Source organism: Microcoleus sp. A003_D6, assembly GCF_036702825.1.
GTDB lineage: Bacteria > Cyanobacteriota > Cyanobacteriia > Cyanobacteriales > Microcoleaceae > Microcoleus.
The window spans coordinates 1-18740 of record NZ_JAUBWA010000054.1 but is presented as its reverse complement, the minus strand read 5'-3'; the positions used below and the strand labels follow the sequence as shown (position 1 = coordinate 18740).

Annotated in this window: 14 protein-coding genes; 10 read left to right on the top strand and 4 right to left on the bottom strand. The window is 46.8% G+C overall.

The genetic code is table 11. The annotated features are described in order from the left end of the window. Positions 1–169: 169 nt before the first annotated feature. The 3 genes from QUB70_RS16430 to QUB70_RS16420 form a co-directional block, all read right to left on the bottom strand. Positions 170–1003 carry a Uma2 family endonuclease gene (locus QUB70_RS16430; RefSeq protein WP_332981935.1) on the bottom strand — a complete coding sequence of 278 codons (834 nt, stop codon included), beginning with the start codon at positions 1001–1003 and terminating at the stop codon, positions 170–172. Positions 1004–1051: 48 nt separating this feature from the next. Next, positions 1052–4057, bottom strand: a complete 3006-nt coding sequence (locus tag QUB70_RS16425; RefSeq protein WP_332981934.1) for an EAL domain-containing protein — start codon at positions 4055–4057, stop codon at positions 1052–1054. A gap of 619 nt (positions 4058–4676) precedes the next feature. Beyond that, positions 4677–5510, bottom strand: a complete 834-nt coding sequence (locus tag QUB70_RS16420; protein ID WP_332981932.1) for a prohibitin family protein — start codon at positions 5508–5510, stop codon at positions 4677–4679. Positions 5511–6290: 780 nt separating this feature from the next. On the opposite strand from QUB70_RS16420, the gene nfi reads away from it, so the two are divergent. Both nfi and QUB70_RS16410 read left to right on the top strand, forming a co-directional pair. Further along, positions 6291–6983 carry a deoxyribonuclease V gene (nfi, locus tag QUB70_RS16415; RefSeq protein ID WP_332981931.1) on the top strand — a complete coding sequence of 231 codons (693 nt, stop codon included), beginning with the start codon at positions 6291–6293 and terminating at the stop codon, positions 6981–6983. 305 nt (positions 6984–7288) lie between these two features. Next, positions 7289–7633, top strand: a complete 345-nt coding sequence (locus QUB70_RS16410; protein ID WP_332981929.1) for a KGG domain-containing protein — start codon at positions 7289–7291, stop codon at positions 7631–7633. Between the two features lie 5 nt (positions 7634–7638). Here the strand turns inward: QUB70_RS16410 and QUB70_RS16405 are convergent, their stop codons facing one another. Further along, on the bottom strand, positions 7639–7854 hold the full coding sequence (locus QUB70_RS16405) for a hypothetical protein (protein WP_332981928.1): 216 nt from the start codon (positions 7852–7854) through the stop codon (positions 7639–7641). A 361-nt stretch (positions 7855–8215) separates the two neighbouring features. Between QUB70_RS16405 and QUB70_RS16400 the strand changes: the two genes are divergently transcribed. The 8 genes from QUB70_RS16400 (at position 8216) to QUB70_RS16365 (ending at position 18298) form a co-directional block, all read left to right on the top strand. Beyond that, positions 8216–8743, top strand: a complete 528-nt coding sequence (locus QUB70_RS16400) for an FHA domain-containing protein (RefSeq protein WP_332981927.1) — start codon at positions 8216–8218, stop codon at positions 8741–8743. Between the two features lie 267 nt (positions 8744–9010). Next, on the top strand, positions 9011–11011 hold the full coding sequence (locus tag QUB70_RS16395) for an FHA domain-containing protein (protein ID WP_332981925.1): 2001 nt from the start codon (positions 9011–9013) through the stop codon (positions 11009–11011). Between the two features lie 586 nt (positions 11012–11597). Further along, positions 11598–12026 carry a hypothetical protein gene (locus QUB70_RS16390; RefSeq protein ID WP_332981924.1) on the top strand — a complete coding sequence of 143 codons (429 nt, stop codon included), beginning with the start codon at positions 11598–11600 and terminating at the stop codon, positions 12024–12026. A 154-nt stretch (positions 12027–12180) separates the two neighbouring features. Beyond that, positions 12181–13320, top strand: a complete 1140-nt coding sequence (locus QUB70_RS16385; protein ID WP_332981923.1) for a DNA cytosine methyltransferase — start codon at positions 12181–12183, stop codon at positions 13318–13320. Between the two features lie 279 nt (positions 13321–13599). Next, the gene (gene miaB / locus QUB70_RS16380; RefSeq protein WP_332981922.1) at positions 13600–14940 is read left to right on the top strand and encodes a tRNA (N6-isopentenyl adenosine(37)-C2)-methylthiotransferase MiaB; all 1341 of its coding nucleotides are present in this window, start codon (positions 13600–13602) and stop codon (positions 14938–14940) included. Positions 14941–15282: 342 nt separating this feature from the next. Next, a complete protein-coding gene (locus QUB70_RS16375) occupies positions 15283–15687 on the top strand; it encodes a hypothetical protein (RefSeq protein ID WP_332981921.1) in 405 nt (134 codons plus the stop codon). Between the two features lie 198 nt (positions 15688–15885). After that, positions 15886–16956, top strand: coding sequence for a D-alanine--D-alanine ligase family protein (locus tag QUB70_RS16370; protein WP_332981920.1), 1071 nt, complete (start codon positions 15886–15888; stop codon positions 16954–16956). Between the two features lie 262 nt (positions 16957–17218). Further along, positions 17219–18298, top strand: a complete 1080-nt coding sequence (locus tag QUB70_RS16365) for an AI-2E family transporter (RefSeq protein WP_332981919.1) — start codon at positions 17219–17221, stop codon at positions 18296–18298. Positions 18299–18740 lie beyond the last annotated feature (442 nt).

Below are 18740 nucleotides of genomic sequence, written 5' to 3'. Positions count from 1 at the left end.
GTGTCAGGTGCGTCGCTATAATATTGTCTATTTAATGCAAAATATTTTTCCAGCGACGCACCCTACGAATACTAAACTATTCTATTCAATCACCCGATGTGTCAGGTGCGTCGCTATAATATTGTCTATTTAATGCAAAATATTTTTCCAGCGACGCACCCTACGAATACTAAACAGTATCGGGATCTATATCCAATTCCCGCAACCTCGCTGCTAATCTTTCAGCGCGTTGAAGCTGCTCGTCGGCGCGTTGACGCTCTTCCTCAGCACGTTGACGCTCCTCGTCGGCGCGTTGACGCTCCTCGTCGGCGCGTTGACGCTCCGTTGCAGCTTCCTGTCCAAGTTCCAGTAACCGTGCTTTTTCTGCGTTAATTAACTCCTCTACCAATGGCGGGTTTAGTATTTCATCCACTGATAAAATCAGATCGGGAAATACTACAGAGACCATTTCTTCTCCCGGTAAGTAATCTGTATATGTGTAACCATCTTCACCTTCAATTAATGCAAAAAGCCGAATTTTTTGCTTGCCATTTTTATAGTCAACTATGCAATATTCCGGCACATTTGCTAATTCGTACTCTCCCCGTTTGATTACGTAATCTGCACGCCGATCTTGACTCACCACCTCTACCACTAACAGTGGCTTTTCATCAAAATCGAGGATGCCTGCACCGGGTCGAGCACCAGCTTGTTCTAAAAGACTTTTAGTGCAGACGACTACATCGGGGATGCGCGATTTGTCTTCATCTGTTCTTACTCCCAAACCAGTTTTTACTACTAAGTCGAGATTGTGAGTGGCTATGTAACGCTGCAATTTGTAAACTAAGTATTCGCAAATTTTGATGTGTAAAACTGCTGCTGTTGGCATCGGGATTAATTTGCCTTTGTACAGTTCATATTGTACATCTATATCTCCTTGATAAACTCGGTATTCTTCAAAGGTTAAAGTTGGGGAAGTATCAATTTGCTTTTCTTCTAAAACTGGGGCGATCGATTGAGACATAGGTTTTGGTATGAGTTTACTTTTATACAGTTTCTATTGTAGATCGGATTACCATTTGGGCGATCGCCTCAACAAGGCTGTAGCTGCCTCGCTGTCGAGAGGTTTAGAGAAAAAGTACCCCTGACCGTACTCGCAGCCGATCGCCCGCATTTGAGCCAATTGGACGGCGGTTTCGACACCTTCTGCCACTACCTCCATCCCCAAACTGCGCGCTAGCATGACGATCGCCCGCACGATTTCCAAATTTTCGCCTGTTTCCCCGATGCGACTGACAAAAGAGCGATCGACCTTCAAAATATTAATCGGGAACCTGTGCAAATAACTCAGAGACGAATAACCAGTGCCAAAATCATCAATGCACAGCTCAATCCCCAACTCTCTCAACTGCGAAAGCATCGCCACCGCCGCTTCCCCATCTTCCATCACCACAGTCTCAGTAATCTCCAACTTCAAACAGCGAGTATCAACACCAGTTTCCAGCAAAACTTGCTTAATTTGCTCGATCGAGCTCGGTTCCGAAAACTGCCTCCCGGAAAGATTTACTGCTACTGTCAGCCGCGAATTTCCCACAGGTAAATTCAAACTCTGCCACTTAATAATTTGGCGGCAGCTTTCGTTCAAAACCCACAAACCCAAAGGCGTAATTAACCCTGTTTCCTCCGCCATCGCAATAAATTCCATCGGCGAAACTAAACCCCGTTCCGGGTGCAGCCAGCGCACCAGCGCCTCAAATCCGATAACTGAGCCGCTTTTCAAACAAACGATCGGCTGATAATAAACAGTAAAAGGACATTCCAATTTAAACGGAGCAAATTGCGATTTCGGATGCTCCAACCTCCGATCGATTTCGCTCATCGGCGAGTTTTCCTGCACCGCCCCATTTCCGATATCTACTATCGAAGATTTCAAATTCAATTCTTCAACCGACTCCCGCAAATCGTGTTCCAAGTGCATCAAAGCCACAGCCCGAGTGTGCATCGCACTCGTAAACACTTCGTAGCGAGCTTTACCGAGAGCTTTTGCCCGGTACATCGCAATATCAGCATCGCGCAAAATATCTCCAGGCCACTGATATTTGTCATTACTCAAAGCAATGCCGATGCTAGCAGTAATTAAAACTTTACTACCTTCCAAATTCAGCGGCCGCTCGATCGCCCTGAGAATTTCCTTTGCTTGGGCGATCGCCTCATCAACACCTTGAATTTCCTCCAGCAAAATCACAAACTCATCTCCCCCCACGCGAGCCACCGTATCGCCTGGCCGCAAACAAGTCAAGAGACGGCGAGCCACAGCCACCAACAGCCGATCGCCCGTGCGGTGTCCCTGGCTGTCATTAATCACCTTAAACCTGTCCAAATCCAGAAACAGCACCGCAAAGTGATAGCTCGGATGCCGTTTCGCGCGGGCAAAAGCTTGCCCCAACCTGTCAGTCAACAAAGCGCGGTTCGGCAACTCCGTCAGCGCATCGTGCAAAGCATCGTGCAACAATTGTTCTTCAGTCGCCTTGCGCTCAGTCACATCGTGACAGTTGACCACAATTCCCCGCACCGAAGGTTCGGCAAGCAAATTCGTCGCCACCGCTTCCAACACGCACCAGGAACCGTCCTTGTGCTGCACTCGGTATTCCGCCATTCCCAGGCCAATACTCGGCATTTGGAGGACACCTTTAAACACTTGATCCAGCATCGGCAATTCGTCAGGGTGAATCAAGTCAAATACAGACCGGCCGAGCACTTCCGCCGTTGCGTAGCCCAAAATCCGCTCTTGCGAAGGAGAAACATAGCGGCAAAAGCCTTTCTCGTCGAGAATCACAATAATGTCTCTAGCATTTTCAATCAACGATCGAAAGCGCTTCTCCCTTTGCCGCAGCTCTTGTTCCGTGCGCTTGCGATCGGTAATGTCGGTATTCATGTAAATCAGACCGACAATTGTCCCTGTGGGGTCTTTAATAGCATCGGCCCGCAGCAGCACTTGCACAATCTCGCCGCTTTTAGTGAGGTTGGTAACTTCACCAGACCAAGAATAACCCCGGGCGATCGTGTCGAGTACCTGCGAGGCGACTGCGGGGTCAGTAAAAACTGTCGGTATACCTCCAGCGAGTTTAAGTTCCTCTGCGGTTTCCCATTCAAATAGCTGAGAAAACGCTGGATTTTGATAGATGTGAGTGCCCGAAGCATCGCTGATGCCGATCGCATCGCTCGAACTTTCCACCGCCTTGCGAGTCAGCACCAGAGCTTCTTCTGCCCGTTTGCGCTCGGTAATGTCAATCCCTACCAGACAAGCTGCGTTCCCCCGATCGTACTTTTGAGCCACAATCAAATAGTGTCCCGCCGACAGTCCGCCGTCGGTTTTCACCTTAGCGCTGAGTTCTTTAACCGCTTCTGTAGCGTCGCCGGCAAAAAACTCCACCACAAAAGAGTGAAAATCCGAGCTAGCGCCCAGAAAACCGATATCTTGACCGACAAAGGCCGACGGCGACAAATTGTGCAGTTTAGCTAAGTGCTGGTTAACCCCCAAATAGCGCAAATCCGACGTAATCCAAGATACTATGCCCGGAACTGCTTCCAAAATCGTTTGCAGTTGGTCGTTAGCTTGCTGCAATGCGGACTGCACTTCGATACGTTCGGATAAGTCGGACTGAGTTCCGACGAAGTGAGTCAAATTACCGCTGTCGTCTCGCACGGGAGATAGCGACAATTTGTTCCAAAAAAAAGTGCCGTTTTTGCGGTAATTTTTGATTGTCACTTGCAGTTCTCTACCTTGGCGCAAGGCGTCGCGGATGTTAGCTACGGTAGTTCGATCGGTATCCGGACCTTGCAAAAATCGGCAGTTGCGCCCCAAGATTTCACTGGCGCAGTAACCGGTCATCCGTTCAAAGGCCGGATTGCAATAAATTATGGGACAGTCGGGTGCATTGGCGTCAGCAATGACAATGCCGCTGCTAGTAGCTGCCAAGGCTCGATCGCGCAGCCACAGTGCTTCTGATGCAGTATGGCGATCGGCACTCCCCACTTCACCTAAATTAGAAATTGACTGGTTCTCGCGATCTCCCATCAGCCGAAGTTTCAAGCAAACCTTTACAATTTCCGAGTTGCCTCTTACTTTAGCGTTTTTCAGGGTTCGCGCCACGTAAATTGTATCTGGGCCTTTAAGGATCGTGGATTAAATAACTTCCGTAGGTTGGGCCCGTGGAACGAAACCCAACGCCACGCTTGATTGTTGGGCGGAGTGAAACGGAGGGTTCGTTCCTCAACCCAACCTACAAAAAATGCAAGTTAGGCGTTGCTGATTTACGGTATGAACGGCTAAATATGCAAATCATAAAAACCATTGTCCACAAAGCTTCTGGATTTTTGCGTAGTTCTTTTTCATACCCTGATTAAGCAACGCCAAAATGCAAGTTATTTAATTCTCATTCCTAAGTAAGCGGGATTTCACCTTAGTGGTTAATTGTATTTTCTACCCTTGCTGTTCGGCATTTAAAAAAACCACATCTTCACTTCCGCAGTAAAAAAGCGTCTATTCTTCTCCCCCTCAGACTCTCTCCCCCTCTTCCCTTCTCCCCGCACCCTAGCAATCATGATCTGCAGCAGCTTATATCAATTCCGGTTGCACCGGAATGACTGTTGACTGTTGACTCGATTTTATGATTCCCATGCAACCGGAAACGATATTATTTAGCAGGAGTTGCAGCTTGAGAACTCGGCGGCGCAATATTAATTAACGGCAAAGTTCCGCCTCCTCCCATTACTGTCGGAAACTGGCCATTCCATTTTTCAATCGCTTGCTGCTGCAAAATTTCGGGAGTTAATGTTTGCCGCTGCAAGCGCTGAGCCTCGGCTTGACCTTTAGCCCGGTTAATTGCGGCTTGAGCATCTTGGGTTGCTTTTTTAACTGTAAATTCTGCTTGTTTAGCTTCTTGTTCTGCTATTTGTTTGGATTCGATGGCTTTGCTAAATTCTGGGGAAAAGCCAAAATTTATTAACGAAACATCTCTGACAATGACCCCGTAAGGTTCCAAACGCTTTTTGAGGCTGTTGTCGATTTCTGTTTTGAGTTCCGTGCGCTTAGTGATAATTTCTTCGGCGGTTTTTTTAGAAGTTGCTGCTTTGAGAACTTCCGAAATTGCCGGACTCAGAATGCTGGTAACAATTTGTTCTGTGTCTCCTATTTGTTGGAAAACTTGATTTACTTTGGCAGGGTCAACATTCCAGTTGACTGCCAAATCTGTAGTAATGCTTTGCAAATCTTTGGATGCTGCATCTGCTTTCAAATCTGTTTTTTGTACCCGCACGCTCAGATTTTTTACAGAGGTGACGATCGGTAAAATCGGGTGGATGCCTTCATCTAAGATCGCGTCTTGAACTTTGCCGAAGCGCATCATGACGCCGCGTTCCCCTGCGCCGACGATGGCAAAAGGTTTGAAAATTAAGGCGGCGATGATGAAGACGATGCCACCGACGATGTAGAGAGCTAGGTTGTACCGAACACTTTGCATGGTTTTCATATTTTAATTCAGCTAGAATTCAGCTAAGTTTTGTTACTGGATGTTAGTGTTCTATTGTCTCTTATCTAAAATTATAACTTCATGTTAATGGTGCAACAACTCATAAATTCATTTGTTTTTTTCATAAAAGTCATATAGTTGTGAGGGTCTGGGAACCTCTTAGATCGATGAGCGGGGATAAACAATGGCACTTGTAGCTAGGTGAGATTATTGATGAATAAATGTTGCACTCATCTTGACAAGGGGGATGATTTTAGATAGAGAAGAAGTAAAGAGGTAGCTCGATCGCTCTCCGACAAGCGATAAAAGGGCGATCGGAAAGAGAAAGCTTTCTAGAAAGCTAAAAAATTAGCATCAAATAGGTATTTTTTTTCAGTTGACAGTTGACAGTTGACAGTTGACAGTTGACCTGGGATAGCGACCTCTACCTGGAAGGAAGAGAATTGGAGTAATGAATAGTCTTCTTTTTATTTCTCCCGATCAGGCTTTGGGCTTTAAACCAATTTTTTCTGGTAAATTTTGAGTATAAAATTGGATGTGCGTGCCGATAAAACCTTTGGGGGTTGGTTCAAGCACAAGCGAAAGATAGAATTTCACTCTCCGACCTACAGACTCTATTTGTAGAATTGGCATCGGCCCGCCTTGCTCAACCCTCCTGAGTAGAAAAAAAGACTCCTTGTGCAAGTTGTGAATTTATAGCGACAAACGATAAAAATCTGATTTTAAAAATGCCCGAAAATAAGTTAAGCTTAGATGAGAACGGTTGAATAAAGATGTCAAATGTTGCAGCGACACCCTTGGCCGGAGACAATTGAAGAGGCGATCGCCATTCAAGAACAGCTTCGGTCAGAGGTAATTACCGAAAATCAACTGGACACAGTTCGGTACGTCGCAGGCGTAGATGTCGGCTACGACAGTGCAGACGACGTATCGCGGGCCGCTGTAACAATTCTGAGCTTTCCCGACTTGCAGTTGCAGCAGCAGGCTGTGGTTCGCAGTCCTACAACTTTTCCTTACATTCCCGGTTTCCTGTCTTTTCGAGAAGTGCCGGCAGTCCTCGAAGCTTTGGAAAATATCAGTTTGAAACCAGACTTGATATTGTGCGACGGTCAAGGACTAGCTCATCCCCGCAGGTTCGGTCTTGCCTGCCATTTGGGGGTTCTGACAGGGATTGCGACGATCGGAGTTGCCAAAAATCGATTTATTGGAGAACATTCAGAAGTAGGGAGCGAACGGGGCAGTTGGCAGCCCTTGCTGCTAGAAGGATCGACGGTAGGCGCAGCGCTAAGGACGCAAACAGGGGTAAAACCGATTTATGTTTCGATCGGTCATAAGGTAAACTTGATAAGCGCGATCGAGTACGTCCTGCGCTGCGCCCCGAAATATCGCTTGCCAGAAACAACTCGATCGGCAGACCAACTAACATCTCCGATAACTGGCAAGCCCCCAAGGCGTCAAAAAAATGAAAAGTAAAAAGACAAAAAAAGCATCCCTCTTTGGACTTTTAATTTTTGAGGTGTCGCCGGCAAGTGTCGAAAAATCCTCTGAGTGTATCGCCAATCAGCTTTTGGTTCCATCCTTCCAGCGAACTAAAGAATGACTATACCTGAGAAAGAGGTATAAAAGTTGGGAGATTTATAGAATGATTGAAAGACAGTAACCTGCTTAAACATTGGCGGATGTAACTACAGTGTCCGGGCGTGAACTATTTTTAGTTCACAGTTGGAAATTATGAGATAGTCATCCTGCGACTTAAACCAAAAGTTTACATTCGTCAGATGACGTTTCATACTTTACCGTCTGATATCTCACCACTGACTTGGAGTACCCGCGACAGTGGGAGGCGAAGGCGCGATCGAGCTAAAAAATCAGAAAAAAACAAGGAGACAGTCATGGCTGAGAAAAGCAAACGCGGATTCGCTTCTATGGACGCAGAAAAACAGCGCGCAATTGCTAGCAAAGGCGGAAAAGCTGCACACGAGAAAGGAACTGCACACGAATTCACCTCTGAAGAAGCCAGACAAGCTGGTCAAAAAGGTGGCGAAGCTGTCAGCAGAAATCGCGAACACATGGCTCAAATTGGTCGCGAAGGCGGCCGGAAAAGCCGCAAGAGCGAAGCTTAAGTCTCTTAACGCTTTCGGTGCAACGAAAGATGGCTTTGTTGCAGCTTGAGAGTCACCACGCCTGACACGGAGCGTTTGAGGAGGTGGGGCGATCGAATTCTCACAGCGAGTTCGATCGGCCAACCTCCAAAAATCGTCGCTAGCGCACCAAAGCTTCGCAACGCCGCGAAAACCCCCGCAGCAATTAGTAGACCTCTGGCAAAAATAATTAGGACGGGCAAGATGCCCATCCCACAAGAAAAAATAACTCTTGTGGGACGGGCATCTTGCCCGTCCCATCAATTGATGAAAAGGATTTTTGCAAGAGGTCTAGTTTTTAGGAATCGCTGACCAATCTTGAACAAAGCTGCACTGGGGTCAAGAATTTTGCGGGAAAGAACAACTGGCAAGCGTGAGTCAGTCTCTCAAAAAAAGGTAAATCCGAGCGTTAAAAGCCCCGAAGTCGGGGCTTTTTTGTTTAGCTGCACATAATATTTTCAGAACGCAATATCTAGTCCGCCTCAATAATTCTAATTAAGTTTGTAGTAAGGACGTTCGTCAGAAGAGTTAGATTGGTAATATTTTTCAGGAAACTATAGAATCATGACAAACCAGCTCACTTTAGCATGGACAGAAGCTGGGGTGCGTCAAACTCAGACGATTCAAAACGGACAGCCGAGCAAAAATCCGGGAACCGTGAGGATCGGGCGCGACCCGGCGAAGTGCGATATAGTATTTTCGCATCCGAGCGTATCGGGTCTGCACGTTGAAATATTTTTTAATCAGGAATTGCAGGAGTATGCAGTGCGGAATTTGCGCCAAAGCAATCCGCCCCTGGTAGACGGAAAATTTCTCACCCAAGGCGAAGCAAAATTGAGATTGGGAAGTCGCATTCATTTAGGCGAAGTGGAAATCGAGGTGGTGAAGGTCACAGAGGTGCAGGTAGCCGCGCCGCAGACAGTTTTGCTCTTGCCTCCCGCACTGGGTAACTCTGGGCCTACGGGTCCTTCAAAATATGGTTTGCAGTGTCCCAAGTGCAGCCGAATTTCGCCTTACGCGCAGTTGAGTGCGGGGTGTCCGTGGTGCGGTACTTCTTTGGCGGCGGCGGCGAGTGTGATGCTCTCTCCGTGAGGGTTTGAAAAAGGGAAAATAGGGCTATCCGCTAAACACTCTCAAATTTTAAAATCTTTTTTGCAGAAAGCTCAAAGCTGACCGAAAGCATCGAGGATACAAGCCCCCGGATTCATCCGTCCAGAAATAAAAAACCTGTATCCGATAAAGGCGCCCCCGAATTTATCCGTGGGGTCAATGCTTCAATTCTAAAATCTAAAATCTAAAATCTAAAATCTAAAATCTAAAATCTAAAATCGATTGACGGCTGATGTTTAAAAAATAATCATGAATTCTCAACCCTTGCGCCTGCGACTGACTTGGAACGATACAGCGACGGGGGATTGTCGATCCCCGATACTCGACTTACCCATCGCTTTGGGGCGAATTTTTGAAGCTATGCCCGCCACAATCAACGGGGAACGAGTTTCTCGAATTGCTCTGGGCAGCAGTCAAGTTTCTCGCTTCCACGGAGTGATTGGCACCGAAGGGGACAGTATCGTACTCACTGACACGGGCAGCCGCAACGGTACTTTTGTCAACGGCGTTCGCCAAACCCGGTGCGTGCTGGCAAATGGCGATATGCTGCAAGTTGGGCCCTACGAGATCGGCATTTCATTTGCTGTTAATTCCGCAGAAACGCAGTCTGTCAATTCTCACATTTTCTTTAACCCGCAGACCAATGGGCCAGACTCCGGGTTCGGGGAGCAAACGATGCCGCTTCCTCACACAGGTAGTAGGGGAGAATTTCCGCCGATCGCATTTTTGCACGCTTCTCAAGTGACAGTGCGATCGCTCCAATCTATGGGACTCCCTGTGGCAGAAGTTGATTGGGCTGCCGTTGGCGGGGGTTTGGGCAGCTTGATGTGGGTGGATTTGCTGAGAATTTGCGGTGTGAAAATCGATCGAATTGCGGTTTTGGGCATGGAAGAGCAACCTTACGCCCGCTACCGTCGGTTGTGCCTGAATTCTCAAATTCCGCTGCGGGAACGCCTGCGATCGAATTCTGACTCTTGTCCAGACAACATTTGGGGGTGGCCTCCCTATGCTTTGCGGGAAGCTTGGCAGGAATTGCTGAAAGGGCGGTTGGGAGTAGCGCTGAAGTTGATGTGGCAGGTGTTTGCCGAACCGACTTTTGCCGAAACTTATACGCCTCGCGCGGGGAATGTTTTTGATTCTATTGACAGGGAAACTGCCCGTATCGGGTGGAATCAGATGTTTCGCTACGGTAGAGTGCGGGGAATTCGCAAGACAGATGACGGCAGGTACGCGATCGCTTATTCTCGATCGAATGCCGAGCATCGCGATCGCGCTTTTTTAATCGCCAAATACGTACACTTAGCCACGGGCTATCCCGCCATTCAATTTCTGCCGGACTTGCAAGCCTACCGCGAAAAAACCCAGGATTTTGAGTCGGTTGTCAACGCTTACGAAAGCCACGACGGGGTTTACGAAAAGTTAGAATCCCGGGGCGGCAGCGTGTTAATTAGAGGCCGGGGAATCGTCGCTTCGCGGGTGGTGCAGCGGATTTACGAAGCGCGGCAGCAAAACAGCAACATTCAAGTATTGCATTTGATGCGATCGCCCAAACCCCAGGGCAACAAATTTAACCTCGCTGAGCGCAGCGTCGAAAATCACTACGAATTTCAACCTTTCAACTGGCCGAAAGCTTGCTGGGGCGGGGAACTGCGAGTAATGTTGGAAAAAGCCGCCCCCGAATTTCGCCCGCAGTTGCTCGCAGACTGGGGCGGCACTACTACAGCCAAGCGCAGCGACTGGCGGCGGATTGTCAAAGAAGGTTTAAGTCAAGGATGGTATCAAATTACCTTCGGCGAAGTCGATCGAGTCGAGCGCGACAGTCAAAACCGGACGGTGACGTATATTCAGGAGAAGGAACTCAAGGGGCAAATTAAGTTAGAGGCTGATTTTATTATTGACGCTACGGGTTTGGACGCTAAGGTCAAAACCAGTCCCCTGTTAAACGATTTGGTAGTTCAATACAATCTTCCTCTCAATAGTTTGGGGCGGCTGAGTGTTAACAACGATTTTGAAGTGCCCGAATTGCGCAACACTTCTCTTAGCAACGGAGAAGGCCGAGTATATGCAGCCGGCGCGATTACTTTGGGCGGGCCTTACGCGCCCGCGGACAGTTTTTTGGGCTTGCAGTACGCCGCCTTGCGATCGGTTGAAAGTCTGGCCGCCAACCGAGTTGCTGGTGTGCGGAAATTGAGCGTTTGGCGATCGTTCGTGCAGTGGTTGAAATGGATTTTAAATCGGTCTCCGGGCTAATTTGAAGGAGGAAGTTGGAAACGAGCAATGTACGGGATTTAATGGATTTAACTGAGCTATTGCACTATTTCAATAGGTTTTTTACGGGCGGGCAGGATGCCCACCCCACAAGAAAACTCACTCTTTGTGGAACAGGCATCTTGCCTGTTCTTGAAAATGGTAAAAAATGTCAGATTTAATAGGTTTTTTACGGGCGGGCATCCTGCCCACCTCACAAAAAACTCACTCTTTGTGGAACAGGCGTCTTGCCTGTTATTGAAAATGGTAAAAAATGTCAGATTCAATAGGTTTTTTACGGGCGGGCAGGATGCCCACCCCACAAGCAGATTTACTCTTTGTGGAACAGGCATCTTGCCTGTTCTTGAAAATGGTAAAAAATGTCAGATTCAATAGTTTTTACGGGCGGGCAGGATGCCCACCTCACAAAAAACTCACTCTTTGTGGAACAGGCATCTTGCCTGTTCTTGAAAATGGTAAAAAATGTCAGATTTAATTAATTTAAAAGAGGTTTGCGTTTAATCTAAAATCTAAAATCAAAAATAGAACAACCTTCCCATTCAATCAAAAATCTAAAATCTAAAATCCCATGACCCCCACCTTATTCGGCCGCTGGCAAACTCGGTTATTGCTATTTGCAACCGTAGGCGTTTTAGTAACGCTGCCCTTTTTTATGGGTTTAATTACCTCCCAATCAGGCTCAATCTTTTTCTGGATTTTAGGGTATATAGCGATTTTTGGCTTCGGCTGGGATGCTTTATATATCTACATCCAGCACTTTCGCTGGGATCGAGATTGGCCAGGTGCGTTTCAATTGCTCGCTGGGATTTGGGAAGCACTTTTTGTGTGTTTTTTAATAAAAATTATCGGTTTGCCTGGGATACCTGCACAAGATTTTGACTTGGGAGTTTTTGCTTTGCATTATAGTTTAGTGTGGCTGGCTATTTATCTGGCATCGCAAACACTAATGCGGATTTTGTTTCCCCACTGGCGTTTCCGAGGCGGCCAATGGTTGTAAGAAAAGTAAGGTGTGCATTGCCCACCAGTAGGGAAACGGCATTGCCGTGTCCGGCGCGGGGTTCTGCGACTATTAATAATAGTAAGGTATACCGCTCCCAGCGCACCCGACATAATTTATAGTAAGCTCAACTCAAAATTGCTGTGATCCTTCAATGCACCGTCCTCCTTGTATTTTCTCATTTTTTTCGGGTTCTGGCTTGCTCGATCTGGGTTTTGAGTCGATCGGCTTTAATGTAGCGTATGTCAATGAAATTTTCCCACCTTTCATGCAAGCATACCGCTATTCTCGGCAGTGCCTGAATTTGCCGCTACCAGAATACGGATATTGCGAAGGAGAGGAAGCAGATGTAACTCGACTTGTAGGGGGAGAAGCAGCTTTTCGCCTGCGGGAATTGATGCAGGATGCCCGCAAGCATCACGATATTGTGGGATTTATCGCGGGGCCGCCTTGTCCTGACTTTTCTATTGGTGGCAAAAACCGGGGTGGGGAAGGAGATAAAGGTCAACTTTCAGCTTCATACATTGAATTGATTTGTCAGCAGCAGCCAGATTTCTTTTTATTTGAAAATGTCAAAGGTTTGTGGAGAACTAAAAAACATAAAGCTTTTTACGACGAACTAAAGCATAAGTTGGCGGATTCGGGATACGTTTTGGCCGAACGTTTAATTAATGCGATAGAATACGGTGTCCCGCAAGATAGAGATAGAATTATTTTGATTGGGTTTAGAAAAAACCTTGTCAAAAATCTGGGCATCTCCCTAGAGGAAACAAGCCAAATGTTAGCGGAAAGTTTATTTCCTTGGCAAAGTCAGGTATTATATCCCAAATCAGAAATTTTTTCTCATCCTTGGCCTGATAGAACTGCCTTTGCAGGTGATGGTTTTGTGCCTTGTCCTGATGGCATTCCCCAAGATTTAACGGTAGAATTTTGGTTCCAAAAAAATGACGTTCTCAACCATCCCAATGCCAAACACTATTTCCAACCCAAAGCAGGCCTTAAGCGGTTTGCTTCCGTTGATGAAGGAGATGATTCAAAAAAATCTTTCAAGCGATTGCACCGATGGCGTTATTCGCCAACAGCTTGTTACGGCAATAACGAAGTTCACTTGCACCCTTACAAACTTCGGCGGCTTTCTGTTGCAGAAACACTGGCTATTCAGTCATTACCAAAAGAGTTTGCACTGCCAGCCAAGATGACGTTGACTAATATGTTTAAAACTGTGGGAAATGGGGTTCCTTATTTGGCTGCACAAGGTATTGCAAAAACAATTTTACATTTTTTATATAACTAAAAAAAAACAATAGCCAAATCCCCGACTTCGCCGAAGTTATCGGGTATCTAAAACTATTTGTAGGGGTAAGGTGCGCAATGCGCACCCTAGAATTACTAAAATCTCCAGTAGGGGTAAGGTGCGCAATGCTCACCCTAGAATTACTAAAATAAGGTGCGCATTGCGCACCCTACAATTACTAAAATTCTCAATTGCCAGACGTATCTCGTTTAACACAGAAGTGTTATAATAAATTGTTAAGGTTGAAAACCTATATTTTTTATTTGCCTGCAATTCGCCATGACCGTTAAACCCCGCCGCTATCACATCACTACTTTCGGATGCCAGATGAATAAAGCCGACTCGGAACGGATGGCCGGCATTCTGGAAAATATGGGCTTTGAGTTCTCGGAAGACCCGAACGAAGCTAGTTTGATTCTTTACAATACTTGCACGATTCGCGACAATGCCGAACAAAGAGTTTATTCTAACCTGGGAAGGCAAGCTCATCGCAAGCGCCAAGAACCGGGTTTAACTTTAATTGTAGCTGGATGCGTGGCGCAGCAAGAAGGTGAAGCGCTGCTTCGCAGAGTGCCGGAATTGGACTTAGTAATGGGGCCGCAACACGCTAACCGGCTTGGAGATTTGCTGGAACAAGTGTTCGAGGGAAATCAAGTTGTGGCAACTGAAGCTGTTGAGATTATGGAGGATATTACTAAGCCTCGCCGCGATAGTAAGGTGACGGCTTGGGTGAATGTAATTTACGGTTGCAATGAACGCTGCACTTATTGTGTTGTGCCGAATGTTCGCGGGGTTGAACAGTCGCGAACACCGGAGGCAATTCGCGCGGAAATGGAGGATTTGGGCCGCCAAGGTTACAAGGAGGTAACTTTGTTGGGGCAGAATATTGATGCTTACGGTCGAGATTTGCCGGGGACTAAACCGGATGGCAGCAACCAGCATACTTTGACGGATTTGCTTTATTTTGTACAGGATGTTCCTGGTGTCGATCGCCTTCGATTTGCTACTAGCCACCCGCGCTATTTTACGGAACGCTTAATTAAGGCTTGTGCCCAATTGCCGCAGGTTTGCGAACATTTTCACATTCCTTTTCAGTCGGGTGATAATGATATTTTGAAGGCGATGTCTCGGGGTTACACTCAGGAAAAATACCTGCGAATTATTGATACAATTCGCCGCTATATGCCGGATGCTTCGATTACGGCAGATGCGATTGTGGGTTTTCCGGGTGAGACGGAAGTGCAGTTTGAGAAGACTGTGAAGTTGATCGAAGATGTTGGTTTTGATTTGGTGAATACTGCGGCTTATTCGCCGCGCCCTGGAACGCCGGCTGCTTTGTGGGATAATCAGTTGAGCGAGGAGGTGAAAGCCGATCGCCTGCAACGACTAAATCATGTGGTGACAACAACGGCGATGGAGCGATCGCAGCGCTATTTCGGACGCACTGAAGAGGTTTTGGTGGAAGTCCAGAATCTCAAAGATTCAAGTCAGGTGATGGGGCGCACTCGCGGCAATCGTCTCACCTTTTTTAAGGGAGATATTGCGGAATTGGCTGGTAAAATTGTGCGGGTTAAAATTACAGATATTCGCGCTTTTAGTTTGACAGGGGAAATGCTTTAAATAGTTCTGTGAGTTCCCCGACTTCGCAGAAGTTGTTGGGGAACTAGGTAAGTGCACAAGCATAAGCTGTTCAGCATTTAAATTGGCTGTCAAAAAACAATCAAACTCTTGTGGGGTGGGCTTCTAGCCCGCCCCGAATATGCAATTTAAATGCGCGACAGCATAGGAGCGATCGACTTTTCAGATCATTTCCGCGCTTTATCGGCATCATGATTTTTTGAGTCCCGCTCGCTATAAGTAACTCGCGAGCTGGACGCTCGAACTAATGTATAATTCCGATGTAACCGGATTTGATATCACCAGTTCTGTGACTATAATTGGAATAAAGAGAGTTTAAATAAAATGACACAAATTTCTGAATTTGACACGACGCAAAATTCAACTCCGCAAGTTGAATTGCCGCAGCCAAACGAACGCGGAGAGTATCAAAGAACCTCCCACCGATATTGGAAAGTGGTAGATTCAGACCCGAACGGTCTCAACTGTCGTATGGGCCCGCATTCTATTCAGGAAATAGAAGACCCGGGGAGCAAGGTAGATTTAAATATTGGTAGTTGGCCTGTGGTTGGCACTTTGAAACAAGGGCAGAAGTTTGAAATCTATCTCGGCCCTAGCGGATTGGGGGTTTTGTACGACGATCGACATCAACCTTGGTTTTTTGTAGAAAAAAGTGAGGCTACGGGCGGGCCTCGCAATTGTTTTGTTCGGGCTCACAGCAGTTTTGTGAAACCGGTACAGCCCAAGTAGTCTGTATAGATGATATTGGCTGAAGATGGCTTAGTGCTGCACTTTTCTAATAAGATGTAATTTTTTTACCGCAGAGGGCGCTCTTGACACAGAGGAAGAGTGGGAGGGAGGAGATAAGTAGTTTTAAGGCGGTTTGTTTCTGCGTTGGCTGCGCTAACTGCGTGTATATTTGTCAAAAAGTACCGGGAGTATTGAAAAATGACGAAGATGCGGATCGGGCTACTCTTTGGCGGGCGATCGGGCGAACACGAAGTTTCAATTAGTTCGGCGCGGGCGATCGCGCGAGCCCTAGCTGCTGACGAAAATGCCTCTAAATACGAAGTTCTGCCCTTTTACATCCAAAAAGACGGCCGCTGGCTATCGGGAACATTACCTCAACAAGTCTTAGCCAGCGGAAAACCTCTGGAAATAGAGGAACAAACAGCACAAAACGAGTCTCCCGCTGGACAGTTTCCTAATTTTAATGCAGTAGACGTTTGGTTCCCTGTTTTGCACGGCCCGAACGGCGAAGACGGTACTGTGCAAGGTTTGCTGAAATTAATGCAAATTCCTTTTGTCGGTTCCGGGGTTTTAGGTTCGGCGCTGGGAATGGATAAAATTGCGATGAAAATGGCTTTTGCTCATGTTGGTTTGCCGCAGGTAAAATACATCGCTGTCAACCGTTCCGAAATCTGGTCTAATCCTGGCGTTTTTCCCAAACTGTGCGATAAAATTGAAGCGGCTTTGGGCTATCCTTGCTTTGTCAAACCGGCGAATTTGGGTTCGTCTGTGGGAATTTCTAAAGCTCGATCGCGCGCCGAATTAGAAGCAGCTCTCGACAGCGCCGCCAGCTACGACAGGCGGATAATTGTTGAAGCAGGTGTGGTTGCTAGAGAATTAGAATGTGCAGTTTTAGGCAACGACAACCCCAAAGCTTCAACGGTGGGAGAAATTTCTTTTCAAAGCGATTTCTACGACTACGAAACTAAATATACCGAAGGACAAGCCGACTGCTCTATTCCGGCCAAAGTCAGCGGTGCGATCGTCTCGCAAATTCAAGAAATGGCAGTGCAAGCATTTTTGGCTGTAGATGCAGCCGGTTTAGCGCGAGTAGACTTTTTCTACGTTGAATCAACCGGAGAAGTTTTGATTAACGAAATCAACACTTTTCCCGGCTTTACAGCTACCAGTATGTATCCGCAAATGTGGGCAGCGGACGGCATTTCTTTCCCCGAATTAGTAGACCGTTTAATTCAATTAGCTCTCGAACGGCACGGGGAAAAAGGTTGAATCGCCAGCAGCAAACCCCGGCCGTGCCAACAGCAAAAAATAAGTTATTTCGCAGGTAATATATCCATACCAGCGGAAACGATATAACATGGTTGTGGCAGGCAGTGCCTGCCGGCAATTTTATTTCTGCTGCTGGTCGAGCAACTGGGAATTTTCAGCAGGCTGGTATAAATAAATGCAGAATAAAATGGTTAACGGAGAAAGGCGAATAGCAGCGTCAATCTCACATCTTGCATCTCCAATTTTAACTGGGTTAACTTAGATGAGACGTTTCACTCAACTGCCGCAGTGGTGGACTTACGGACTGTTATTTCCCCTAGCGGTACTTAACTGCTGGTTAGCCCTCCTAGTCTTTGAATATTTTCGCGCCCTGATTACAGTTTTGATAATCGCTACAGTGTTCTCTTTTTTGCTAGATTATCCAGTGCGCTTTCTGCGCACATACGGGCTGAAGCGCGATCGGGCAGTGTTGTCGGTATTGTTTTTGACTTTACTGCTATTGGTGATTTTAGGTGTCACTCTGGCTCCCATTCTGCTAAACCAAATCACTGAATTGGCCACCAGACTGCCGACTTGGATAGTTTCTGGGACAGAACAGATTGAAGCGTTCCACAAGTGGGCGGAAAATCGCAATCTCCGCATTGATGTTAGCGGTTTGACTACGCAATTGAGCGATCGACTTTCAGCTCAATTGCAGTCTCTCACCGGCGAAATCCTCAAATTTGGCTTGGGTGCGGCAGACAGTCTGTTGAATTTCCTGCTGACAATAGTCCTGACATTCTACTTGCTATTGCACGGCGATCGCGTGTGGGAAGGCTTGTTTAAGTGGTTTCCATCCAACCTGAACCTGCAATTGCGACAGTTGCTGGCGCGAAGCTTCCACAACTACTTCGTCGGACAAGCAACTTTGGCGGGTTTGATGGGACTGTCTATCACTGTTGCTTTTTTAATTTTGCGAGTTCCTTTCGGATTGCTGTTCGGTTTGGGTGTGGGTGCAATGACCATGATTCCCTTCGGAGCACCTTTCAGTATTTGCATTGTCAGTTTGCTGATTACATTAAACAACTTTTGGCTCGGTGTCACAGTTTTAGCTGTCGCTACAGTAATCGAGCAAATAATTGAAAGCGGGGTTGCTCCTCGGTTATTAGGCGGTTTTATAGGTCTCAATCCCGTGTGGATTTTAGTGTCGCTGCTGGTGGGGCTTAAGGTGGCGGGAGTAGCAGGTTTGATAGTGGCTGCGCCGATGGCCGGTTTTATTAAGAATACTGTTGATAGTTTGGAAACTTTGAGGAACAAGTCGAGGGAAATCGATGCGGTTAGTTCCATTGAACCTGCGGAGTAATAAAATTGCTCCGCAGGTTCAAAGTTTAGATTTGAAGGGAGTTTTTCCCGGCTATTTTGACAAGCGAGTTTCTTGATGGTACCCGCCACGTGATTTATCCGTGGAATCAATTCAAAATCTAAAATCTAAAATCCTCAAGCCCCCGCATTTATCCGTGGGGTCGCCTCTAAAATCTAAAATCTAAAATCTAAAATCGATTGACTGAGCTTTAGTTGGTACTTTAGCTTGAGGCTTTACAGGTTTTTTCCTTCCAGCTTTAGGTTTAGGCTTTCTGGGTGCTTGAGCTGCTGTCATGGATGCAGGCGGGGTCAAAAACCCCGTTTCTACGTTAACGTCGATCGCTCACAACGAAGATTTTGACTCTTATACCAATTTTTTATGAGGCTGCATAGAATCCGATCCCCCCTAGCCCCCCTTAATAAGGGGGGGACAAGATTCTTCT